This is a genomic window from Streptomyces sp. SAJ15 (genome assembly GCF_007595705.1).
Classification (GTDB): domain Bacteria; phylum Actinomycetota; class Actinomycetes; order Streptomycetales; family Streptomycetaceae; genus Streptomyces.
Map to the genome: position 1 here is coordinate 1,041,925 of NZ_NISY01000002.1, position 24,093 is coordinate 1,066,017.

General features: G+C 75.3%; 14 protein-coding genes. 7 read left to right on the plus strand and 7 right to left on the minus strand.

The genetic code is table 11. The features are described from left to right. Positions 1-6 precede the first annotated feature (6 nt). The 3 genes from CD790_RS09975 to CD790_RS09985 all read left to right on the plus strand — a co-directional run bounded on the left by CD790_RS09975 (position 7) and on the right by CD790_RS09985 (position 7,824). Positions 7-1,530: a hypothetical protein gene (locus CD790_RS09975; protein WP_144382665.1), complete on the plus strand. Its 1,524-nt coding sequence runs from the start codon at positions 7-9 to the stop codon at positions 1,528-1,530. Between the two features lie 145 nt (positions 1,531-1,675). Further along, a complete protein-coding gene (locus CD790_RS09980) occupies positions 1,676-2,578 on the plus strand; it encodes a hypothetical protein (protein ID WP_144382666.1) in 903 nt (300 codons plus the stop codon). A gap of 107 nt (positions 2,579-2,685) precedes the next feature. Continuing rightward, entirely contained in the window at positions 2,686-7,824 is a 5,139-nt protein-coding gene (locus CD790_RS09985) for a hypothetical protein (protein WP_144382667.1), read from the plus strand. Between the two features lie 91 nt (positions 7,825-7,915). Here the strand turns inward: CD790_RS09985 and CD790_RS09990 are convergent, their stop codons facing one another. The 5 genes from CD790_RS09990 to CD790_RS10010 form a co-directional block, all read right to left on the minus strand. Beyond that, on the minus strand, positions 7,916-9,490 hold the full coding sequence (locus CD790_RS09990) for an APC family permease (RefSeq protein WP_144382668.1): 1,575 nt from the start codon (positions 9,488-9,490) through the stop codon (positions 7,916-7,918). Further along, positions 9,483-10,769, minus strand: a complete 1,287-nt coding sequence (locus tag CD790_RS09995) for an aromatic ring-hydroxylating dioxygenase subunit alpha (RefSeq protein ID WP_144382669.1) — start codon at positions 10,767-10,769, stop codon at positions 9,483-9,485. The genes CD790_RS09990 and CD790_RS09995 overlap by 8 nt, the downstream gene beginning before the upstream one ends. 16 nt (positions 10,770-10,785) lie before the next feature. Beyond that, positions 10,786-11,949, minus strand: coding sequence for an N-methyl-L-tryptophan oxidase (gene solA, locus CD790_RS10000; protein ID WP_144382670.1), 1,164 nt, complete (start codon positions 11,947-11,949; stop codon positions 10,786-10,788). A gap of 96 nt (positions 11,950-12,045) precedes the next feature. After that, on the minus strand, positions 12,046-14,526 hold the full coding sequence (locus CD790_RS10005; RefSeq protein ID WP_144382671.1) for an FAD-dependent oxidoreductase: 2,481 nt from the start codon (positions 14,524-14,526) through the stop codon (positions 12,046-12,048). Between the two features lie 110 nt (positions 14,527-14,636). Next, positions 14,637-15,161 (minus strand): hypothetical protein, encoded by a 525-nt coding sequence (locus CD790_RS10010; protein WP_260867450.1) that lies wholly within the window; start codon positions 15,159-15,161, stop codon positions 14,637-14,639. Positions 15,162-15,529: 368 nt separating this feature from the next. Between CD790_RS10010 and CD790_RS10015 the strand changes: the two genes are divergently transcribed. Genes CD790_RS10015 through CD790_RS10030 form a run of 4 tightly spaced genes read left to right on the plus strand, consistent with a single transcriptional unit; the run spans position 15,530 to position 20,218 of the window. Beyond that, positions 15,530-18,823, plus strand: coding sequence for a nitrate- and nitrite sensing domain-containing protein (locus CD790_RS10015; RefSeq protein ID WP_144382672.1), 3,294 nt, complete (start codon positions 15,530-15,532; stop codon positions 18,821-18,823). Continuing rightward, positions 18,820-19,245, plus strand: coding sequence for a roadblock/LC7 domain-containing protein (locus tag CD790_RS10020; protein ID WP_144382673.1), 426 nt, complete (start codon positions 18,820-18,822; stop codon positions 19,243-19,245). The genes CD790_RS10015 and CD790_RS10020 overlap by 4 nt, the downstream gene beginning before the upstream one ends. Positions 19,246-19,254: 9 nt before the next feature. Beyond that, on the plus strand, positions 19,255-19,641 hold the full coding sequence (locus tag CD790_RS10025; protein ID WP_144382674.1) for a DUF742 domain-containing protein: 387 nt from the start codon (positions 19,255-19,257) through the stop codon (positions 19,639-19,641). Continuing rightward, positions 19,622-20,218 carry an ATP/GTP-binding protein gene (locus CD790_RS10030; protein ID WP_144382675.1) on the plus strand — a complete coding sequence of 199 codons (597 nt, stop codon included), beginning with the start codon at positions 19,622-19,624 and terminating at the stop codon, positions 20,216-20,218. The genes CD790_RS10025 and CD790_RS10030 overlap by 20 nt, the downstream gene beginning before the upstream one ends. Positions 20,219-20,468: 250 nt before the next feature. Here CD790_RS10030 and glpK read toward each other — a convergent pair whose 3' ends face one another. Further along, entirely contained in the window at positions 20,469-22,001 is a 1,533-nt protein-coding gene (gene glpK, locus CD790_RS10035; RefSeq protein WP_144382676.1) for a glycerol kinase GlpK, read from the minus strand. Between the two features lie 444 nt (positions 22,002-22,445). Further along, positions 22,446-23,960, minus strand: a complete 1,515-nt coding sequence (locus CD790_RS10040; RefSeq protein WP_399217222.1) for an EAL domain-containing protein — start codon at positions 23,958-23,960, stop codon at positions 22,446-22,448. Between the last annotated feature and the right edge of the window lie 133 nt (positions 23,961-24,093).

The following is a 24,093-nucleotide window of genomic DNA, read 5'->3' on the forward strand; positions in this document are numbered from 1 at the left end:
TGCGACGTGACTTCTGCACCCCCGGGGGCCGCTGCGCCCCAGCTCAACGGGCAGTTCCGTGCTGCCCCGGGCCCGGCCGCCGACGAGGGCCTGGCGCGTCGGCTGCGCGCGCTCGCGTGCACCGCGCCCCTGCACGACCTCGACGTGCGCAAGGCCAACCTCGCGGGTGAGTTCGGGGTCTACGCGATGGCGGAGGTGGCGCTGGCCGCCATCGACCTGGTCACGCTGAACATGGACTTCGACACCGGCGCCGACCACGAGCAGATAGTCACCCGCCTGGTGCCGCGGGTCGCCGCCCAGACGCCCGAGCGGCCCGCCGCCGAGCACGAGCGGGTCGCCCGCTGGGTGCTGGAGAACCTGATCAACGTGGGCAGCGTGGACCGCGGTTTCCGCGCGGTCTACGGCACCTTCGACGCCGACGGCGGCTACGTCCGCCGCGACTACGACTTCAAGCTGATCGAGGAGGTGCCCGGTCCGGGCGGCGGGGTCTATCTGCGCACCACCGACGAGGCCGTCAACGTCCTGGTCGGCGCCCTGGACACCGACGTCACCAGCGCCCAGATCGCCGCCGAGGTGAAGCTGGAGGTGCTGATCAGCCGCGGCCGGCTCGCCGACGCACAACTCGCCGCCGAGCAGGCCCGCTACCGCACGGTGCAGTACTCGGAGACGCTGCGCCGCACGCTCGACGCCACCCGGCGCAACGTGCGCGCCGTGGACTGGCTGCGCGGCGTGCCCGACATGATCGCCGAGGCGCTGGAGCACGTCGCCGACCGCTACCGCCACGAGAACGCGATCCTGACCAACATCCGCAAGGCCCGCGACGAGGCCGAGGGACCCGAGAACAAGCGGCGCGCCGCCGAGCTCGTGGACATCGTCAAGGACTGCATCCGGCGCCACACCCAGCTCCAGTCCCGGCTGCTGGAGGCCGGGCCGTTGTTCCGCGCGGAGCAGGACCGGCAGGCGTTCGCCGCCCCGGCCGCCCGCGCCGGCCTCGATCTGTACGGGCAACTGGTCGCCCCCGTGCTGCCGCTCCCCGTCGAGCAGGCGATCCGGGTGACCGACGCCTTCTTCGCGCACGGCACCGGGCTGCGCACCCCCGCCTCGGTGCGCGTCGGCGACCTGGTCGACCTGCTGCTCACCCCGCCGGTCGAGCGCGCCCACCTGGGCGCCGAGATGCCCGAGCCGGACCTGATCGCCACCCCCGACGACAGCCGGTTCAGCGAGGAGCAGCTGGCCGCCGCCATGGACCTGCTCGACCTGCCGCCCGACGCCCCGCGCCGGCTCTCCGGGCTGCTGGCCGAGGCCCGGCGCACCGACCCGGAGCTGCCCTACCTGCTCGCCCTGCTGGCCGTGCACGCCGCCAGCCCCCCGGTTGGCACCGCCTACCGCCAGGGCGAGCCCCGGCTGCTCTTCGCGGTCGACGACGGCACCGCGCTCGACGACCCGGAGTTCGGCGGCGCCGACCTCATCGTCGGCACCGCTCTGCTGGACGCGGCCGCCATGGCCGCCGACCGCGCGGAGGCGTCGTGACCAGGACACACCGCGCGCACCCCGCGGCCTCCGGCCAGGGCGGCCACCCCGTCCCACCGCGCCGGCGAGCCCCGTGGACGGCGCGGGCCGGCGGTGCCGCACCGGCCGCAACCCCTGTCCTCGCCCGCCCCCAGGAGCTCCCCGCATGAACCCGTACGACGCCGACGACACCGCACAGCCGGCCCAGCCGCCCCGTGCGGCGGAGGCGCACCACGCGGCGCCGAGCGCGGTGACCCCCGCGGACGCGGCGGACGCCGCGCGGCTGGTCGCCTTCGGGCTCCAGCCGAAGCTGCTGCCCGCGCGGGACGTCGAATACGCCGAGCTGCTGCGCCGGCACCGGGACGACCCGGCCTTCGCGCGCCTCGCCGACGCGATCGCCGCCGGGCTGGGCCTCGTGGTGCTGGAGGTCTCCACCCGCGCGGGGATGGCCGTCACCGCCGCCGAGGACTCCGTCTTCGCCGTGCGGATGGGTGACTACGCGCGTCGCACCGCCGCCGACTCCGCCGACCGCTTCCTGCACGGCCTGGCCCACCTCGCGGTCGCCGCCATGGCCTTCCCCCGCCCCGAGGACCTCGCCGACGACGGCTACATCGGCCGGATCACGGTCAACGGCGTGGACGCCTTCGTCCGGCAGGCCTGCCGCCGGCTGGAGGAGCGCGCCGAGACGGAGGGCGAGAACACCGACCCGGCCTCCGACGCCCCCGGCCTGGAGGCGGCCTGGCGGGTGTACGCGCGGCGCAGCGCCACCGGCGCCACCAAGGACGCCCGGCGGCTGGCCGGTTCGACCACCGGCATCGTCGGCAAGGCGGTGGCCTTCCTCGTCGACTCCGGCTTCCTCCAGCGCACCGGCGACGACGCCGGCGGCGCCTTCCGCACCACCGCGCGCTACCAGCTCCAGGTGCGCGACATGGCGGGCAGCGCCGCCATGGCGGAGCTCCTGGAGCTGGGAGTGGTGCCGGTCGGCGACGGCAGCGCCACCCTGCTGCCGCCCGACGACAGCGACGACCTCGACCTGGTCGCCGACGCCGGCCTGCCCTTCCACTCCTGAGCCGGTGCCCGCGCGGGGCTTCCGCGCGGGCACCGCCGGGCCGCGCCCCGGCACCCCGCACGTTCTGTGATTGCCCGTTACGACCACGACAACGAGAGTCCGCCGCCATGTACGAGCTGTCCCGGGTCCGCCTCTACTCCATCGGGCCCGCCGGTGCGCGCTACGCCGACACCGTGCTGGACCTTCGCGGAGTCGGCGCGCCGGTGCCCAGCCCGGCGCCCGCGCAGGCGGAGTTCTTCGAGGAGGAGCCGGTCGGCCCGCCGCGCCGCCCCGCCCCCGCCGGCGTGCTCTTCCTGGAGAACGGCGGCGGCAAGTCCGTGCTGCTCAAGCTGATCTTCTCGGTGATGCTGCCGGGCCACCGCAACACCCTGGGCGGCGCCAGCTCCGGCGTGCTGCGCAAGTTCCTGCTCGCCGACGACTGCGGGCACGTCGCCCTGGAGTGGCAGCACACCGTCACCGGCGAGACGGTCGTGGTGGGCAAGGTCAGCGAGTGGCGCGGCCGACAGGTCTCGAACGACCCGCGGAAGTTCGCCGAGGCCTGGTACTCCTTCCGGCCGGGCCCGGGGCTGAGCCTCGACTCGCTGCCGGTCGCCGAGTCCGCCGCGGTGCGCCCCGCCGTCGAGGGCGCCTCCACCGCCCGCGGCCGCCGCCGCACCATGAAGGGCTTCCGTGACGCCATCACCGAGGCGAGTAAGGCGTATCCGCACCTGGACGTCGTCTGGATCGAGATCCACGAGCGCTGGAACGAGCACCTCGGCGAGCTGGGCCTGGACCCGGAGCTCTTCCGCTACCAGCGCGAGATGAACGCCGACGAGGGCGAGGCCGCCGGCCTGTTCGCGGTCAAGAACGACTCCGACTTCACCGACCTGCTGCTCCGCGCGGTCACCGACACCCGCGACACCGACGGGCTGGCCGACCTCGTCCACGGCTTCGCGCACAAGCTCGGCCGGCGCGCCGAACTGACCGCCGAGCGCGACTTCACCGCCGGCTCGCTGGACCTGCTGACCCGTATCGCGACCGCCGCCGACCAGCGCGAACAGGCCCGCGGGGTGCACGCCGGGGCCGAGCGCCGCACCCGCACGCTGGCCCGCCGGCTCTCCGCCCGCGGCGCCGAGGAGCGCGGCCGCGCCGTCGAGCTGGCCGAGCAGGTGGCCGCCGCCGCGGACGCCGTCACCGAGGCCGAGCGGTCCCGCGGCCGCGCATCGCTGATCGCCGCCGAGATCGCCTACCGCCACGCCTCGCTGGCGCTGGCCGCGGCGGAGAAGGGCGCCGCCGCGCAGCGCCGCGAGCTCAACGACGCCCGCACCCTGCACTCCGCCTGGCAGGCGGCCGAGACCGTGCTGCGCCACCGCGCCGCCGCCGACCGCTCCGCGCGGGTCGCCGTCGCCATCCGCGAGGCCGAGCGCGACGCCGCCCCCGCCCTCGCCGCCCGTGCCGAGGCCGCCGCCGACCTGGTGCGCGCCCTGCACGCCGCCGCGGCGGACGGCGAGCGGCTCGCCAACGAGGAGGAGGAGCGCTCCGCGGTCCTCCAGCAGACCGGCGAGGCCGCACACCGCGACGCCACCCAGGCCGCCACCGACGCCCAGCGCGCCCGCAGCGAGGCCGACCACCTGCGCCAGCGGCTCGCCGAGGTCGCCCAGGAGACCGCCGAGGCGGTCCGCGCGGGCTGGCTCGACGACTCCGCCCCCGACGCCGACCCCGCGCGGGCGGCCCTGGCCGCCAGCGACGCGGAGAAGACCGCCGTCGCCGCCTGGGACAGCGCCCGCGAGACCGCCCGACTCGACGCCGAGCAGGCCCGCGAGGCCGCGGCCGAGCACTCCCGCGCCGAACTCGCCGCGGCCCGCGCCGTGGACGCGGCGCAGGCCGCCGAGACCGCCCATGAGGCCGAGCGGCGCGCCGCCGAGTCCCTGGGCGCCGAACAGCGCCTGGTCGAGCTCCTGGGCCTGCCCCAGGCGGCGGCCCCGGTCGCCGTCGAGCTCCCGGGCCCCCGCGCGGGGCGGCCGGGTGACTCCCGGCGCCCCCAGGCCGCCGAGTCCCGGCCCGGCGGACGGATCACCGTCCGCGTCGACGAGGCCGACGCCGACGCGGCCCCCGCCGAGCTCACGGAGGCGCCCGCCGAGCGTCCTCGGGGGCGTGCCGCCCTCCCCGCCGAGGCCCGCCCGCCCGGTGAGGTCACCGCCCGGGTCGAGGACGCGAGCGCGGGCGAGGAGCCCACGACGACCGTCGAGGTCGGACCCGGGGCCACCGGCCAGCGGACCGCCGCCTCCGACGGCTCGCCCGCTTCCGGCGGCGTGACCGCCTCCGCCGCGCACCCGGCCGACGAGGACCTGCCGGGCGAAGCCTGCCCGGACGACGCCGACGGCGTCGAGCCCGCGGGCGGCACGGCAACCGACCACGCCGCCCCCGCGGGCGGCGCCACCGCGGCCGCGGCCCGCGGCGGACACCGCGCCGGCTCCGCCTCGCGCGACCCGCGCCCGGCGGGCCCGCCCCGCGCGGAGGGACCGCTGACCGCCGAGGAGCTGGACCGCAACGCCGACGCGCTGCGGGAGCTGCTGGACGAGAGCGTCGCGTCGGCGGAGCGTCAGCTGTTCGAGCTGCGCACCGCCGCGGCGGACGACGCGCGGATCCTCGGGGCGCTGGGCGACGGCGGGCTGCTGCCGCCGAGCGCCGACGTGCTGGCGGCCGTGGAGTACCTGGGCGAGCACGGCATCCCCGCGCTGCCCGGCTGGCGTTACCTCGCCCAGGCCGTCGACCCGGCCGACCACGCTGCGGTGCTCGCCGCGCGCCCCGAGCTGGTGGACGGTGTGATCATCACCGACCCGGACACCCACGCGCGCGCCCGCGAGGTGCTCGGCGGGGCGTCGCTGCTGCCGCGGTCGGCGGTGGCGGTGGGCACGGCGGCGGCCCTGCTGGAGCCCGTGCCGGGTCCGGAGGCGGGGGACTCCGGGGTGTTCCTGGTGCCGCCGAACCCGGCGATGCACGACGAGCGGGCGGCGGACGACGAGCGGCACGCGCTGCGCGCCCGCGCCACCGCCCGGGATGAGGAGATCCGCGCGCTGGCCGCCCGGCTGGGCGGCGACCGGGCACTGGCCGCACGGCTGTCCTCCTGGCGGCAGGGCTGCCCGCCGGGCCGGCTCGCCGAACTGGCCACGACCGCCGAGGCCGCCCGCGCGGCCGCCGACGCCGCCCACCAGCGGCTGACGGCGGCGCGCACCGCGCGAGTCGAGGCCGACGAGGCCGCGGCCGAGTCCGCGCGGGTGCGCGACGAACGGCAGGAGGCCGCCCAGCGGGCCCGCCGCGCGGCCGACGCGCTGGCCGGCCTCGCCTTCCGGCTGCGGGAGCGCGCCGCCTGGCAGACGCGGCTGCGCGAGCTCGCCGACGAGGCCGCCGAGTACGAGGAGCGGGCGGCGGCCTGCGTGGACCGCGCCCGCGCGGCCGACGAGGACCGCCGCGCCGCCCAGCGCGCGGCCGACGACGCGCACCGCACCGCCCGCGCGCTGCGCGCCGAGCGCGCCGAGATCGCCGGCGCACCGGACGATCTCGGCGAGGAGCCGGCGAAGCGTCCCACCGCCTCGCTGCCGGCGCTGCGCGAGGCCTACCGCGCGGCCTCCCAGGTGTACGAGAAGGTCGGCGTCGGCGCCGACCTGCGCGCCGAGCAGGCCCGCGCGGAGAGCGACGAGAGCGCCGCGCTGGCCGAGCTGGACCGGCTCACCAACAAGGTCCGCACCCGCGCCGCCCAGCTCCTCGAGGGCCCCGACGGCGCCGACGGGCCGTCCCGGCAGGCGGCGGCCGCGCGCGCCGAGTCGCTGGTGCACATGCTGGAGTCGCGCGCCTCGACCGCCAGCGAGCAGCTGGGCCGACTGCGCGGCGAGGCCGAGCGGCTGGCCCCCGCCGACGGCGAGGAGGCGCACACCGAGCTCCCCGAGGAACTGGTCCCGGGCGACGCCGACCGCGCCAAGGAGCTGCTGCGCACCGCCAACGGCGAACTCGCCGCCCGTACCGACGCCCTGGAGGCCGCCCGCACCGCCCACGGCGAGCTGCAGCGCGCCCACCATGCGGCCGAGGACGCGGCCGGCGGCTTCGACGAGACCGCGGCCATGCTGCGCGACCTGCTCCGGGATCACCAGCAGGAGGACGAGGCGGCGGAGCGGCCGGAGCCGTACACCGGCTCGCTCGCCGAGGCCCGGCAGGCGGCCGCCGAGGCGCGGCGCTCGCTGCGCGGCTGCGCCGGCGACCTGTCCCAGGCGGAGGCGGCCGTACGGGAGGCGAGCGACGTGCTGGTGCGGCACGCCAACTCCACCCGCTTCGAGCAGGTGCGCACCCCAGCCCGGCAGCAGATCCGCGAACTCCCCGCCGCCGCGCTGCCCGACCACGCGCGCGCCTGGTCGGAGGCGTTCGCGCCCCGGCTGCGGGTGCTCACCGACGAGCTGGCCCAGCTGGAGCGCAACCGCGACAGCATCGTCGACCGGCTGCGCGGACTGGTCGAGTCCTGCCTGGCCACCCTGCGCTCCGCGCAGCGGCTGTCCCGGCTGCCGGAGGGGCTCGGCGAGTGGTCCGGGCAGGAGTTCCTCCGCATCCGCTTCGAGGACCCGGACCAGGCCACGCTGACCGAGCGCCTCGGCGAGGTCATCGACGAGGCGACCCGCGCGGCCGTGAAGAAGAACTCCGACCTGCGTCGAGACGGCATGACCCTGCTGCTGCGCGGCGTCCAGGCGGCGCTCCAGCCGCGCGGCGTGGCGGTGGAGATCCTCAAGCCGGACGCGGTGCTGCGGGCCGAGCGGGTGCCCGTCGGCCAGATGGGCGACGTGTTCTCCGGCGGCCAGCTGCTCACCGCGGCGATCGCGCTGTACTGCACCATGGCGGCGCTGCGCAGCAACGACCGGGGCCGCGACAAGCAGCGGCACGCGGGCACGCTGTTCCTCGACAACCCCATCGGCCGCGCCAACGCCACCTATCTGCTGGAGCTTCAGCGGGCGGTCGCCGACGCGCTGGGCGTGCAGCTGCTCTACACCACCGGGCTCTTCGACACCACCGCGCTGGCCGAGTTCCCGCTGGTCATCCGGTTGCGGAACGACGCGGACCTGCGGGCCGGGCTGAAGTACATCAGCGTGGAGGAGCATCTGCGCCCCGGTCTGCCGACCGCGGCGGCCGAGGGCGAGCAGCAGGTCCACGGGCAGATCACCGCCACCCGGATGTACCGCCGCCCGGAAGCGGCCCCGGCCGCCCCGGCCGCCCCGGCCTCCTAGCGGTGGCGGTGCCGGAGACTCCCGGGACCCACCAGGCTCCCGGGACCCACGCGGCTCCCGGGCCCCAAGCGTCCTACGTGTCCTACGCGTCCTACGGGTCTCGGCGGTCCGCGTGGGCGGACTCGGCGGCGTGCTCCGCGAGGACGCCCGTGCGGTGCCGCTGGACGCACCAGTAGTAGGCGAAGCCGCCCAGGGCGACGGTGCCGACGAAGAGGAAAGCGCCCCAGCGCAGGTACCAGTGGTGCGGGGGCGCGGCGTTGTAGACCGCCGAGCGAGGCCAGGCCAGGTTCAGGGTCATGGCCGCGCCCCACACCACCGCCAGCACGTTGACCGGCAGGCCGTACCGCCCCAGCGTGAACCGCCGCGCGCCCGCCGTCCCGCGGCCCTCGCCCGGCGGTTCCGACCGCCACCGGCCGCGCACCCTGGCCACCAGCATCGGCACGGTCACCAGCAGATAGGCCAGGTAGATCATGATGATGCCGATGCTGGTGACCACCGAGAAGATCTGCGGCTGGCGGATGTTGACCGCCAGCACGGCGAGCGCCAGCACCCCGACCACCACCGCCGGCAGCACCGGCGTGCGGAACCGTGGGCTGACCCGGGCCAGCAGCGGCGCGGCGGGCAGGTTGGTGTCCCGGGCCATCGCGAACGCCAGCCGGACGGCCGCGGTGTGCACCGCCAGCGCGCACACCGTCACCGCGATCACCACGCACCACAGCATCGCCTTGCCGGCCGCCCCGCCCAGCACGTCCAGCACCACGTACTGCAACCCGTCTGAGGACAGCTCCTCGGCGTCCAGGCTGCCCACACTCATCAACGCCAGCAGCAGCACCAGCCCACCCAGCACGAAGGAGGCGACGAGCGCCCGCAGGATCGCCCGTGGCGCGTTGCGCGCGGGGTCCAGCGACTCCTCGCCCAGGGAGGCCGCCGTGTCGAAGCCGTACATGACGTACGCGGAGGCCAGTGAGGCCGTCAGGAAGGCGCCCAGGTAGCCCAGGTCCTGCCCGGCGCCGACACCCCCGGTGTCCAGCACCACGTCCGGCCCGCGCACCGCGTGCGCGGCCAGCAGCACGATCAGCAGCACGGTGGCGATCAGCTCGACGAAGACACCGGCGGTGTTGATGCGGGCCGTCAGCCGCACCCCGAAGGCGGTGACCAGCGTGGTGAAGAGGATGAGCACGGAGGCCAGCAGCACGGCGTTGGTGGCCGCGTCGTACCGCCCCTCGCCGTCCCCGACGATCTGGAAGGACGACGAGATCCGCGGCAGCGTCATCTGGTAGGCGAGCGCGACCGCGGCCAGCGACACGATCGAGGCCACCAGCATCATCCACCCGGCCAGCCAGCCCACATGCGGGTTGCCCAGCCGCTTCGCCCAGTTGTAGACCGAGCCGGCCACCGGGTAGCGGGCCGCCAGCTCGGCGAAGCACAGCGCCACCAGCAGCTGCCCGGCGAACACCACCGGCCAGGACCACCAGTACGCGGCCCCGCCCTGTCCGAAGCCGAAGTAGAAGAGCTGGAAGGTGCCGGTGAGGATGGAGATGTAGCTGATACCGGCCGCGAAGGTGTGGAAGCTCCCCAGGGTGCGCTGCAGTTCGGGGCGATAGCCGAACTCCGCGAGCGAGGCGTCGGCCGACGCGTCCCCCGTGCCGCCGTCCCGCTCAGCCATGCGCACCCGCCGCGCCGCCCTGGGCACTCGCAGGGCCGCTCTGCGCTCCTGCCGGACCGCCGTCCGCTCCTGCCGGACCGCTACCCGCGCCGGGCGGACCGCCACCGGCACTCGCCGCGCCGCCCCGCGCACCCGCCCGGTCGCCGTCCGAGCCGCCCGGCCCCGCCAACCGCCCCGCCACCCAGGCGTGGAACCCCCCGATGTGGTGCTCGCTGGGCACCAGCACCCCGCCCCCGCGGTAGGCCCGTGAGCCCATCCCCGGCTGGGTGCGCTCGCAGGCCGCGAAGTCCTGGGTGTTGACCCGGTGGAACAGCTCCACCGACGCCGTCAGGTCCCGCCCCGAGGCGACGACCTCCGGGGCGTACAGCCAGTCGCACTCCACCACCGTGTGGTCCACGGCGAGCGGGGTCATCCGCAGCACGATCACATGGTCGGGCACCAGGTTCAGAAAGACCTGAGGCCGGATGGTGGCCGCGAAGTAGCGGCGGTCCTGTTCGTCGGCGACGCCGGCGAGCCGGCCGAAGCCCGGGCCGCCGTCGACGGTGAAGCCCCGCACACCCGACGCGAACGCGGCGCCGTGCCCGACGTGGTACTGGGCCGCGAGGCCCTCCGTGAACTCCGGCAGCACCCGGGTCAGCTCGGGGTGGATCGCCGCGCAGTGGTAGCACTCCATGAAGTTCTCGACGATCAACTTCCAGTTGGCCCGCACCTCGTAGCGGATCCGACGCCCCAGGGCCAGTGACGCGACGCCGTAGCGAGTGATCGCCTCCGGGTCCCCGAGCCGCTCGGTGACCGCCCCGACCACCGTCTCCTCGAAGGAGGGCGGCTCGGCCGCCAGGCACACCCACGCGTAGCCCAGCCACTCGCGCAGCCGCACCCGCACCAGCCCGCGCTCCTCGCGGTCGATGTCCGGCATCTTCCGCAGGTTGGGCGCCGCGACCAGCCGCCCGTCCAGGTCGTAGGTCCAGGCGTGGTACGGGCAGCGCAGGCTGCCGCGGACCGCCCCGGCCTCTTCGACGCACAGCCGGGCCCCGCGGTGCCGGCACACGTTGAGAAAGGCGCGCAGCCCGCCGTCCCGGTGCCGGACGATCAGCACGCTCTCGCGGCCCACCGCGACGGTACGGAAGGCGCCCGCCCGGTCCAGCTCCGCCTCGCGCGCCGCACAGAACCACAACGCCTCGAAGACGTCGGCCTGTTCCCGCGCGAAGACCGCGGGATCGGTGTACCAGCGGCCGGGGAGCGTGGCCAGCAGACTGGGGGATTCCGAAGCCTGTGTCATTGCGGGACCACCTTCGTCAGGCGGGCGCGGCGACGGGGCGCCGCGGGTCGAAGAGCTCGATGGGGTGCGCCGTCGCGCCGTCCAGCGCCAGGTCGGCGAGGATCTCCCCGACCACCGGTACGAACTTGAACCCGTGCCCGGAGAAGCCGCAGGCGACCGTGGTGGAACCGGGGTGTTCCGGGTGCGGGCCGATCCCGAAGTGCTCGTCGGGCGTGGTGCTGTACATGCAGGTGGCGGCCTTGAGGAAGGTGCCGGGCAGGGTGGGCAGCGGGCGGCCCACCTGGGCGGCCATGGCCGCCACCTCGTGGTCGTGCACCGCGCGGTCGATGGTCTCCGGGGTGCACGGGGTGCCGCCCTTGCGGAAGAAGGCCACCTTCGCGCCCCCGCGCGGGCCGTCGATCGCCGGGAATCCGTAGATCTGCACCCCCTCGGCGTCCTCCCAGATGTAGACGGGGTGGCGTCCGGGCTCGAAGGGGGCCACGCCGCCCTCGGGCTGGAACCAGTACATGACCTGACGCTCGACGGTGATCGGCAGACCCAGCCCGGCCAGCAGCCGGGGGGCCCAGGCGCCCGGGCAGACCACCAGACGGCCCGCGGTGTAGCTGTTCTCGGCGGTGTGGACACGCACCCCCCGGTCGCCGGGCAGCGCCTCCCAGCGGGTCACCGGCTCCTGGAAGCGCAGCTCGGCCCCGTGCCGCAGCGCCAGCTGGACGTGGGCCGCCACCGTCTGCTCCGGCCGCACCAGGCCGGCCCGCTCCTCGTAGAGCGCCACCTCGTCGTCGGCCGGGGCCATGGTGGGGAAGCGGCGGCGGATCTCCTTGGCGTCCAACACCTCGTGCGGCAGGTCCCAGCGGCGGGCGGAGCGCAGGCTGCCCGCCACGGTCCGGCTGTCCGGCCTGCCGGCCATCACCCCGCCGCACAGCGTGGCCACCTCGCGACCGGTGTCCCGCTCCAGCCGCTCGAACAGCTCGTAGGAGCGCAGCAGCAGCGGCACATACGCCGGGTCCTCGAAGTACGCCTGGCGGATGATCCGGGAACCGCCGTGGCTGGAGCCGTGCCGGTGCACCGGGCCGAACCGCTCCAGCCCCAACACCCGGGCGCCCCGCGCGGCGAGGTGGTAGGCGGCGGCACCGCCCATGCCGCCCAGACCGAGCACGATCACGTCATAGCTGGGGGACAAACTGGCCTCCAGGGTCGGTGGCGTATCCGAACGCGCCCCGCGCGGGGCGGGGCCGGGAGGTGCCGGATCGAACGCCGTGCGTCGGGGCCGCCGGGGTCAGCGGCGCATGCGCGCACCGCGCGGGTCGAACAGCGGCTCGGCGGCCACCGTCGCCGGCACCTTCTCGCCGAAGTACTCGAGGTGGACGGCGCTGCCGGGCACCGCCGCCCGCGCGGGCAGCCAGGCGTAGGCGATCGTCCGACCGATCGTGTACCCGTACTCCGCGCTGGTCACGTAGCCCACGGCCGTGCCGCCCACGTACACCGGCTCCTTGCCCAGCACGATCGCCGCGGGGTCGTCGAGCGTGAGGCAGGCCAGGGTCCGACGCACGGCCGGCTGCCCGCCGAGCGCCGCGAGCGCCGAGCGGCCGATGAAGTCGCCCTTGCCCATCCGGACCGCGAAGCCCAGTCCGGCCTCGTACGGGGTGTGTTCGGCGGTCAGGTCCCGGCCCCAGGCGCGGTAGCCCTTCTCCAGCCGCAGGCTGTTGAAGGCGCCGCGGCCGGCGGCGACCACGCCGTGCCGCTGCCCCGCCTCCCACAGCGTGTCCCACAACCGCAGCCCCAGGTCGGCGTCGGCGTACAGCTCCCACCCCAGCTCGCCGACGTAACTCAGCCGCAGCGCCGTCACCGGGACGTGCCCGATGTGCGCCCGCTTGGCGGTGAAGTAGCCGAAGCCCCCGTGCGAGAAGTCGTCGCGGGTGAGCGGCGCGATCAGATCGCGGGCGAGCGGCCCCCACACCCCGACGCAGCAGGTGCCCGGGGTGATGTCGCGGACCGAGACGTCCTCGGGCGCGTGCCGCAGCAGCCAGTCCAGGTCGGCCTCGCCGTTGCAGCCCACCTGGAAGCGGTCCTCGCCGAGCCGGGCGACGGTCAGGTCGCTGCGCACACCCCCGGCGGCGTCCAGCAGCAGCGTGTAGGTCACCGAACCGGGCGGCTTCGCCAACTGGTTGGTGGTCATGCGCTGGAGGAAGTCGAGCGCGCCGGGACCGGTGACCGCCAGCCGCTTCAGCGACGTCATGTCGTACAGCGCCACCCGCTCGCGCGTCGCCCGCGCCTCCGCGGCGCAGATCGGCGACCAGTGGCGGGCCGCCCACGCGTCCCGCGCGGGCAGCTCCACGCCCTCGGCGAGCGGCGCGTTCGCCTCGTACCACTGCGGCCGCTCCCAGCCCGCCGCCTCCAGGAAGTACCCGCCCAGCTCCCGCTGGCGGGCGTGGAAGGGGCTGACCCGCAGCGGGCGGGGCCGCTCCATCGGCTGGAGCGGGTGGACGACGTCGTAGACCTCGATGAAGCTCTGGGTGGCGCGTTCGGCGACGTACGCGGGAGAGCGCTGGACGTCCTCGAAGCGGTGCAGGTCCAGCTCATGGACATCGGTCCCCGGCCGGCCGTCGGTCAGCCACTCGGCGACGGCCTTCGCGACGCCCGCCGAGTGGGTGATCCACACCGCCTCGGCCAGCCAGAAGCCGCGCAGCTCGCGTGACTCGCCGAGCAGCGGCAGGCCGTCCGGGGTGAAGGAGAACACGCCGTTGAAGCCCTCGGCGACCTCGCTGTCGCGCAGGCCCGGCAGCAGCCGGACACTCTCCTCCCAGCTCGGCCCGAAGTCCTCCGGGGTGAAGGGCAGCACGGCGGGTGCGGTGGCGGGCGCGTCCCCCTCCCGGTACCGGGGGAGGGCGAAGGGGTCCACCGGCATGGGCCGGTGGGCGTAGGAGCCGATGCCGAGCCGGTCGCCGTGCTCCCGGAAGTAGAGATCGCGGTCCTGGTGGCGCAGGATGGGCCGGCCGGCCTCGGCCCCCGGGTCGTTCACCCCGCGCGGCGCGGGCAGCGGCGCGGTCTTCGCGTACTGGTGCGCCAGCGGCAGCAGCGGCACGCCCACCCCGGCCATCGCGCCGATCACCGGCCCCCAGAGGCCGGCCGCGCAGACCACGATGTCGGCGGGGAGGTCGCCCCGGTCGGTGTGGACCCCGGTGACCCGGCCACCGCGCCGTGCGATCCCGGTGACGGCGTGCCGGCCGAGGAACCGGGCGCCGCGCCCGACGGCCCGCGCCCGTTGGGCGAAGACGGCGGCCTGGACCCGGGCCAGCCCGTCGTCCGGCGTGTGGAAGCCGCCGAGCACCTCCCCGGCGTCGAGCAGCGGCCACAAAGCGGCGCACCGCGCGGGGTCGACCAGCTCGCCCCGTACGCCCCAGGACGCGGCGAGCCCCGCCTTGCGGTGCAGATCGGCCCAGCGCTCCTCGGTGGTGGCCACCTCCAGACCGCCGACCCGGTGGAAGGCCGGCAGCCCGCCCACGGTCAGCGAGGAGAGCTTGCGCACGGTGTACGCGGCGAACTCGGTGAGCGTCTTGGAGACGTTGGTCTGGAAGACGAGGCCGGGGGCGTGCGAGGTGGAGCCGCCGGGGGCGAGCGAGGCGCCGTCATCGGGCCGGGGCAGCGGCCCCTGCTCCAGGACCGTGACCTCGCGCCAGCCGCGGGCGGTCAGTTCGTCGGCCAGCGAGCAGCCGACGATCCCGGCACCGATGATGACGACGCGGACTTCCTGCGGCATGGCTCACTCCTTATAAGGCGTTATAAGGGAGCTTGCGTCGCCGGCCGGCGGGTCGGAATGCGAAGGAGAAGGGCGACGGTCGATAACTCTGAAGCCGCGCCTGATCCGCGTCAAGAGGCCGTGGTAAGGCTCCGGTCGGTCTCCTGGCGCGGGTTCGACGCCGGCCGGAGCTCCCCGTCGCGATCCGTGACCGCGGCCGCCTCCCGCCACGTCGCGCGGGCGGTCGCTCTACGCCTCGCCGCCCGCGCGGCGGCCCGCTCCGCGGCGCGCTGCCGACGGCGCTCGCGCCGCCGCGCCCGCGCCGTGCTGCTCGGCCGGGACTCCACGCCGTGGCGCTGGTTCCAGACCTGGCGGGTGACCCACACGTCCAAGACGCCCCAGGTGGACGCGATCGTGCCGGCCACCGTCAACAGCACCGCCGGGAAGGCGAGCCACGCCCCCGCGAGGGTGTACAGCGCCGCGATCATCGCCTGCACCAGCGTCACCGCGATGATGACGACCGCGCGGACCGCCGCCGTACGCACCGGGTCCGCCAGCCGCCGTCGGCGGGCGGGTTCCTCGACCCACAATGGCCGGACCCTGCCCACCGCGACGTCGGTCGGAACCTCCCCTGGGATGTCGCGATCCTTGCCCATGGCCTCCGTACCCCTTCCTGTGGCCGCTCGGGCCCACCCCGTTCCCGCCGCCGCACAAGGCGGGACATGGGTCCCATTCCCCTCAGTCTCCCTCCCGGAGGCACGAACTTCGGGGGTCGAAGGTTCCCGGAGGGAGGGGAATTCCGGCCAGAAGTGGGCGGCGTGAAACGCGCAGGAACCGGCCACCGACCCCGGGAATCGCAGGGGGTAAGTCGGAGAATCCCCGGACACTTGGTGATCAAGCGCGAAGTCAACGGTCCGTCATGAACCGGACACGGCCTTCGAGTTGGTTAATTCCCGGTAGTAGGCTCACGCCGCTTGTTGTCGGAACTGCACACCCGTCTTTCGGGGTTGACGTTAGGGAGGCCATGCGCTTTCGCGGGAAGTCCATCCGCCGGAAGATCGTGGCGCTGTTGCTGGTGCCGCTCCTCTCGCTGACGGCACTGTGGGCCTTCGCCACAGTGATCACCGGCCGCGAGGCGATGCAACTGCTGGACGCCGCGGACATCGTCGACGACGTGGGCTATCCCGTCGAGGACGCGGTGCACGCCCTCCAGAAGGAGCGCCGCCAGACGCTCATCCGGCTCGCGGACCCCGAGCAGGCCGACGCGCTCCCGGTGTTGCACGCGCGGCAGCGCGAGACCAACCAGGTCATGGACAAGCTGCGCGCCAACGCCTCCGACGGCGACATCCGCGACAAGATGAGCGGCGAGTCCAAGGCCCAGCTCGCCGCGATCCTCGAAGGCGCCGACGGCCTGGACACCCTGCGCCGCAAGGTCGAGGACCGCACCATCACCAGCCTGGCCGCCTACGACGCGTACAACAAGCTGGTCGACCTCTGCTACACCTTCCGCAGCTCGCTGCACGCGGTGCCCGACGCCGACCTGGACAAGCAGGGCCGCGCCCTGGTCGCCATGATCCGCGCCCGCGAGGCACTCTCCCGCGAGGACGCGCTGTTCATGGGCGCCCTCACCGCCAAGAAGATGACCGGGCGCGACATGCGGGCGATCTCCGACCTCATCGCCGAGCGCAATCTGCTCTACGCCACCAACATGCCGATCCTGCCGGTCTCGGAACAGAAGGTCTTCCAGGACTACCGGCGCAACACGGCCGCCCCCGAGGCGCTGCGCATCGCCGAGGACAAGATCCTCACCGGCGGCGCCTCGCGCGCGCTGAAGGTCATGGACCAGGATCGCTGGGAGGCCGCCGCCAAGCCGGTGCTGGACGACTACGACCGGCTCAACAGCGAGGCCACCGACCGCTTCAAGGACCGCGTCGAGCCGGAGGCCGAGAGCGTGCTGCTCCAGGCGGGCATCGCCGGCATCGCCGGCTTCCTCGCCCTGGTCGCCTCGATCTTCGTCTCGGTCCGCATCGGCCGTAACCTGGTCCGCGACCTGAACCGGCTGCGCAAGGACGCCCACGAGGTGGCCAGTGTCCGACTGCCCAGCGTCATGCGCAGGCTCGGGGCCGGCGAACAGGTCGACGTGGAGACCGAGGCGCCCCGCCTGGAGTACGGCTCGGACGAGATGGGTCAGGTCGGCCAGGCCCTCAACACCCTGCAGCGAGCGGCGGTCGAGGCCGCCGTCAAACAGGCCGACATGCGCCACGGCGTCTCCGAGGTCTTCGTCAACCTCGCCCGCCGCAGCCAGGTGCTGCTCCACCGCCAGCTGACGCTGCTGGACGAGATGGAGCGGCGCACCGAGGACACCGACGAGCTCGCCGACCTGTTCCGCCTGGACCACATGACCACCCGCATGCGGCGGCACGCCGAGGGTCTGGTCATCCTCTCCGGAGCGGCCCCCTCCCGACAGTGGCGCAAACCCATCCAGCTGATGGACGTGGTGCGCGCCGCCGTCGCCGAGGTCGAGGACTACGAGCGCATCGAGGTGCGGCGGCTGCCGCGGCTGGCCGTCAACGGCCCCGCCGTCGCCGACCTCACCCACCTCATCGCCGAGCTCCTGGAGAACGCCACCGTGTTCTCCCCGCCGCACACCGTCGTGCAGGTCCACGGCGAGCGCGTCGCCAACGGCTTCACCCTGGAGATCCACGACCGGGGCCTCGGCATGGCGGGCGACGCGCTGCTGGAGGCCAATCTGCGACTCGCCGAGACCCCCGACTTCGAGCTCTCCGACACCGACCGGCTCGGACTGTTCGTGGTCAGCCGGCTGGCCCAGCGGCAGGGCGTACGGGTCTCGCTCCAGCCGTCCCCGTACGGGGGCACCACCGCGGTCGTGCTCATCCCGGCCACGCTGCTGACCGGCACCGATCCGGACGGCGACGTCGAGGAGGGCTCGGCGCCCGACGACGGCGGCATCTTCGAGGCCCTGGCCGGGGCGTCGGGCGGCACCGCCGCGTCCATCGGGCTGCAGAGCGTCGACGACCCCGCCGGCCGCACCGACCGGGCGGCGCCCACCCCCGCGCGGCTGGACGGATGGGACGCGGACCGGCCGGCCGAACGGGGGGCGCCGGCCTCCCGGTTCGACCTGGCGGCCCGGCCGCACCCGGTCCCCGGGGCACACGGCGCACCCGATCCGGCGGACCTGGACGACGACGAGGAGGAGGGCGGCCTGTTCCGCAGCCGCGGCCTGACCGGCATGCCCCTGGCGCAGTCCTCGCCCCCGGCCCGTCCCCTGGCGCAGTCCTCGCCCCCGGCCCGTCCCCTGGCGCCCGAGCCCCCGGCGCGGCCCCTGGCGCAGTCCTCGCCCCCGGCCCGTCCCCTGGCGCCCGAGCCCCCGACGCCGTCCGCCTCGTCCACCCCGCCGACGCGATCCGCCCCGGCGCCCGCCGCCGAGCGTCTGCCCTCGCCCGAGGGTTCGGGGTCGGGCCGGCCCGCCGAGCCCGCGCCGCCGCTGCCGCGCCGCGTGCCGCCGGTCTTGGTCTCCGACCACGGCCGACCCGTCGGCCGCCATGCCCGCGGCCCTGCCGACGACGCCCCGGGAAACGGCCCGCGGAGCGTCGACGCCCGCGGTATCGACCACCGTGACGGCGACGCCCGCCGGGCCGGCGAGCCCGGCCAGGGCGCCGGGGCGCCCGGGAACGCGCCCCGCGCGGCCCACGGAGGCGGCGCCGGACACCCGAACGGCACCCAGGGGGCCCAGGGCGGCCACGGCCACGGCGGCGGTGGAGCCGGCGACGCCGGCTGGTCCGGAGCGCGCCACGGTGCGTCGGACACCGGCCACGACCCCGCCGGCCACGACCCCGTCCCGCTGCCCCGACAGCGCGGCTGGGACCCGCACGCGGGCCAGCCCGCCCCGCCGGCCTCCGGCCCGTCGGTGCCGCGCCAGGGCCCGGGCGCCGGGCGGCCCGCGGCACCGGAGCCGGTCCGTCCGCGGCCGGACGACCCCACCCTGCCGGACGAGACCACCCTGGCCCTCCCGCGCAGGACGCCGGAGGGGCTGCCCCGGCGGATACGACAGGCCAACCTCGCACCGCAGTTGAAGAACGCCCCCGCCACACGGACCGAGGCGGAGCGATACCCTGCCGAGACCGATCCCGAACGCGACGCGGAACAGGCGCGGGCCACCATGGCCTCGCTCCAACGGGGATGGCAGCGCGGACGCCGGCAGGGGGCGACACCCGGCGGCAGCCGGGACACCGCCGCCAGACCCGGCGGCCGGGATCAGACGGCACCTGGAACGAACTACGAGGGGGACGGTCGATGACCGCACCGAACGCAGCGGCACGCAACACACCGGCGGCGACGGGCGAGTTGAACTGGTTGCTCGACGAGCTGGTCGGGCGCGTGGGCAGCATCCGCAAGGCGCTGGTGCTGTCCGGCGACGGGCTGCCCACCGGCGGCTCGCGCGACCTGTCCCGGGAGGACGGCGAGCACCTGGCCGCCGTCGCGTCGGGCTTCCACAGCCTGGCCAAGGGCGTCGGCCGGCACTTCGACGTCGGCCGGGTCCGGCAGACCATCGTCGAGCTCGACGACGCCTTCCTGTTCGTCACGGCCGCGGGCGACGGCAGTTGCCTGGCCGTGCTCGCCGACGCCGACTCCGACGTCGGACAGGTCGCATACGAGATGACGCTGCTGGTCAAGCGGGTGGGGGCGCACCTGGGCACGCCCACCCGCGCCGGCGGATGACGAGGTGACATGACGGAGACCGCGGAGGGCTGGTTCGACGACGCGGCGGGACCGGTGGTGCGGCCGTACGCGATGACGCGGGGCCGCACCCGCAGTGCCGCGGAGGGCAAGCTCGACCTGATCGCCGTCGTCGTCGCGGACCGGGTGGACACCCGGTCCGTCGCCGACCAGACCCTGTCCCCGGAGCACATCGACATCGTCGATCTCAGCCGGGACACCCCCCTGTCCGTCGCCGAACTGGCCGCCGAGCTCGACCTGCCCGTCGGGGTGGTCCGCGTGCTCATCGGCGATCTGTTACATGCGGAGCTGGTGCGCGTGTCCCGGCCCGTTCCTCCGGCGGAACTGCCGGACGAGAGGATTCTGCGCGAGGTGATCAATGGTCTACGGGCACTCTGACTGGGCCGGCCGTGCTCCGGTCGTCGAGCCGGTCACGCTGAAGATCCTGGTGGCGGGTGGCTTCGGGGCCGGGAAGACGACCCTGGTGGGCGCGGTGAGCGAGATCAAGCCGCTGCGCACGGAGGAGTTGCTCACCGAGGCGAGCCGCCCCTTCGACGACACCGTCGGGGTGGAGGGCAAGCGCACCACCACCGTCGCCATGGACTTCGGGCGCATCACGCTGCGCGAGGATCTCGTCCTCTACCTGTTCGGCACCCCCGGGCAGGATCGTTTCTGGTTCCTCTGGGACGAGCTGGCGACCGGCGCACTGGGCGCGGTGGTCCTGGCGGACACCCGACGCCTGGAGGACTGCTTCGCCGCCGTCGACTACTTCGAGCGGCGCGGCATCGCGTTCACGGTCGCCGTCAACTGCTTCGACGGCGCCGACCGCTACCCCGAGCAGGCGGTGCGCGACGCGCTGGACCTCGACCCGGTCACCCCGGTCGTCATGTGCGACGCCCGCGCGCGGGAGTCGGTCAAGGAGGTACTCATATCGGTGGTCGAGCACGCCATGATGGTGTCCGCGACCAGGCGCTGACCGCGCGGCGGCGCGTCGCGCCGGCCACGGGGCCGGGAAAGCCGTCCGGCGTCGCGCCGGCCACGGGCTGGGATCGCCGTCCGGGCATCACACCGGCCACGAGGCTGGGATCGCCGTCCAGGCCGGCCCCGGCCGGGATCGCTGTCCATGCCGGCCCCCCGGCCCGGATCGCGTTCGGGCTTCACACGGCCCGTACCCCGCCGTCCGGGGTACGGGCCGCGATCCTACGCCGGCGCCCGCCCGCCCGCGGTCACGCTCCCTCCTCCTGCCAGCCGAACGACCGCTCCACCGCGCGGCGCCAGTTGCGGTACTCCCGCTCACGCGCCTCGGCCGGCATCCGCGGCGTCCACTCCGCCGCGCGCCGCCAGTGCGACCCGAGCTCGTCGAGGTCCCGCCAGACGCCGGTGGCCAGTCCGGCCGCGTACGCGGCGCCGAGACAGGTGGTCTCGGCGATCACCGGACGGATCACCGGCACACCCAGCACATCGGCCTGATGCTGCATCAACAGCCCGTTGGCGGTCATGCCGCCGTCGACCTTCAGAGAGGTGATCCGCACCCCGGAGTCCTCGTACATCGCGTCGACGACCTCGCGCGTCTGCCAACTGGTGGCCTCCAGTACGGCCCGCGCCAGATGCGCCCTGGTGACGTACCGCGTCAGCCCGGTGATCACGCCCCGCGCGTCCGCGCGCCAGTACGGGGCGAAGAGCCCGGAGAACGCCGGGACGACGTACGCGCCGCCGTTGTCGTCCACGCTCGCCGCGAGCGACTCGATCTCGTCGGCGGACCGGATGATGCCCAACTGGTCGCGGAACCACTGCACCAGCGCCCCCGTGATCGCGATCGAACCCTCCAGGCAGTACACGGGGGCGTCGCCGTCGAGCTGGTAGCCCAGAGTGGTCAGCAGCCCGTGGGTGGAGGGGACCGGTCGCTTGCCGGTGTTCAGCAACAGGAAGCTGCCGGTGCCATAGGTGTTCTTGGCCTCGCCGACCCCGTAGCAGGTCTGCCCGAAGACGGCGGCCTGCTGGTCGCCGAGCGCGGCGGCCACCGGCACGCCGGCGAGCTGCCCCACCGCGGTGCCGTACACCTCGGCGGAGGACCGGATCTCCGGGAGCACGGTCTCCGGGATGTGCATGGCGGCGAGGATCGAGGCGTCCCACTGGAGGGTCTCCAGGTCCATCAGCAGGGTGCGCCCGGCGTTGGTCACGTCGGTGACGTGCACCCCGCCCTCGGGACCCCCGGTGAGGTTCCAGATCAACCAGGAGTCGATGGTGCCGAAGGCGATCTCGCCCAGTTCGGCGCGGCGCCGCAGCCCCGGCACGTGCTCCAGCAGCCAGGCGATCTTCGGGCCGGAGAAGTAGCTCGCCAGCGGCAGCCCGGTGGTCTCCCGGAAGCGGTCCTGGCCGTCCCGGCCCGCGAGTTCGGCGCAGAGCGCGGCGGTGCGGGTGTCCTGCCAGACGATCGCGTTGTGCACCGGCTTGCCCGTCGACCGGTCCCACAGGACGGTCGTCTCCCGCTGGTTGGTGATGCCCAGCGCGGCCAGCTCGTCGGCCCGCAGCCCGGCCTTCGCCAGCGCGCCGGTCACCACGGCCCGCACCTTGGCCCAGATCTCGGTGGCGTCGTGCTCCACCCAGCCCGGCTTGGGGAAGATCTGGCGGTGCTCACGCTGGTCGACGGCGACGATCCCGCCGTCCCGGTCGAAGATGATGCAGCGGCTCGAGGTGGTGCCCTGGTCGATCGCGGCGACGTGGCCGGCGGTCCGACCCGTGCGCGTGGACTGGCTCATGACGGCTCCTTGGAGCTTCGCCCGGGTGCGTCGTCCCGGCGCTCCGTGCTGGTCGTGTGCGAGCGTGCGCGGGCCCACGGGGTCGCCGGTGGGAGGAAGACGGCCGAATGACCGCCGGCGGCACGGACGGGCCCGCGCGCGGCGATGCCGACTGACAACCGAGAAGTGTCGTCCGGCGGTGTGGGAGCGTCAAGGACGTCGACGGCAAACCGGCGTCTCCGTCTCACGGGCCCGGTCGAGCGTCCCGTCTCAACCGGGCGCGTGGGCCCGGCGCGGCGCGTCCGTCGGACGGGTCGGGCTCGTCGGCCCGACGGCCCCGGCCCGTTCGAGGCGCCCGGCGGGCGCGACGGCCGGAACCGGCGCCACCGGCGCGGCGTCCCCGCGGTCCCGCGGCGTGCCGGGGGCGGGTGGGAAAGCGGCGGAGGTGGGCGGGGAGGTGGCGGCCTAGGGAACGGGGGAGGCGACCGAAGGCGCGACGGGGGCGGTCGTCGGGGACGTGGCGGCGCTCGGGCCGGGTACGCCGCCGGCCGGCCCGAGCCGCACCTCAGGACGGGACGAACCGGGGCGTGCCAGTACCCAGCTCGTACCGGTCAGCGACTTGGCGCTCTTCTTCAGCGGGGCCAGGCAGGCCGCGGCCTCGTGGTGGTCGGCCACGCTCCCCGGCGGGCACACCACGGTGGCGAGGGACAGGGTGACCGGAAGCCCGCCGGCCGACCAGGGCCCGTCCAGCACCCGCGCGGCGATGGCGGCGAGCCCGCCGACACCGCCGTACGCGCCGGCCCGCGCGGGCAGCCCGTCATCGACGGGCGCGTCGCCGTTCGCGCGGGCACGGGTTGCCGTCTCGGCAGCCACTTCCCACGCCTCAGACGCCTCAGACACGTCGGTCCCGTCGGTCCGGTCCGGGCCCTCGAAACCCGTGGTGTCCGTCAGCACCAGGAAGTCGTCCCCGCCGATGTGGCCCACCCGGGCCGTGCGGTGACCGGCCGCGGCCTCGCTGAGCGCACGTCCCACGGCCCGGATGAGCTCGTCCCCGGCGGCGAACCCGGCCCCGTCGTTGACCTGTTTGAAGCCGTCCACGTCCAGCCAGCTCAGCGCGAAGCCGCGACCGTCCGCGATGCGCCGGTCGACCTCCGCGTTGACGGTGTCCGAACCGGGCAGCCGGGTCAGCGGATTGAGCCGCACCGCCTCCTCGACCCGGGATTCGGTCAGCGCCCGCACGATGTCGGCGAGGTGCACCACGCCCACGCAGCGGCCCGCCGGGTCGACCACCGCCACGTCGTCACCGGTGCGGGCCCGTTCATCGGCGGCCACGACGTCGAGGACCTCCCAGGCGGTGGCGTGCAGGGGCACCGTACGGGGCGAGTCGGCCAGCCGGGTGGCGGGCCGGTCGGCGTAGAGCGCGTGGCCGTACCTGCTGGACAGGGACAGCAGGAAGCGGTCACGGTGCACCGCGCGCGTCGGCTGTCCGTCGGGGTCGACGAGCACCACGCTGGAGATGCCGGGCGAGCCGGTGAGCAGTGAGTGCACCCGCCCCGCCGAGGCGGACAGCGGGAGCAGCGCGGCGGGCTGGACGAACTGCGCGATGCGCGGCCCGGCGGGGTCGGGCACGGCCGCGACGGGGGTGGGGACGGCCGGCTGGAAGACCTCGGTGGCGGGACGGCGCGCCGGGGGTGCGAGCAGGTCGCCCTGGGCGAGCTGCGCGCCCGCGTCGCGGGCGGCGGCGTACTGCCGTTCGGTCTCCACCCCCTCCGCCGTGAGCAGTCCGCCGAAGCCGTCGCACAGCCGCCGCATCGCGGCGACGACGGCGCGGCACCCGGGATCCCGGGGCAGCCCGGCGATGACCGAGGCGTCGAGCTTGACGAGGTCCGGGGCGAGTCCGGCGAGCAGCCGCAGCGGCAGGTCGCCGTCGCCGACGCCGTCGACGCTGATGCGGTAGCCGGCGGCGCGCAGCCCCCGCACGGCCGCCAGCCCTCGGCTGGGACCGGGGTGAAGGGCGGACCGACGTCGAGCGTGATCTCCCAGGGCCGGCGCCCGGTCTCCTCCACGGCCTGGCTCAACGGCCGCAGTCGGGGCAGTTCGGCGACGGTCGTCG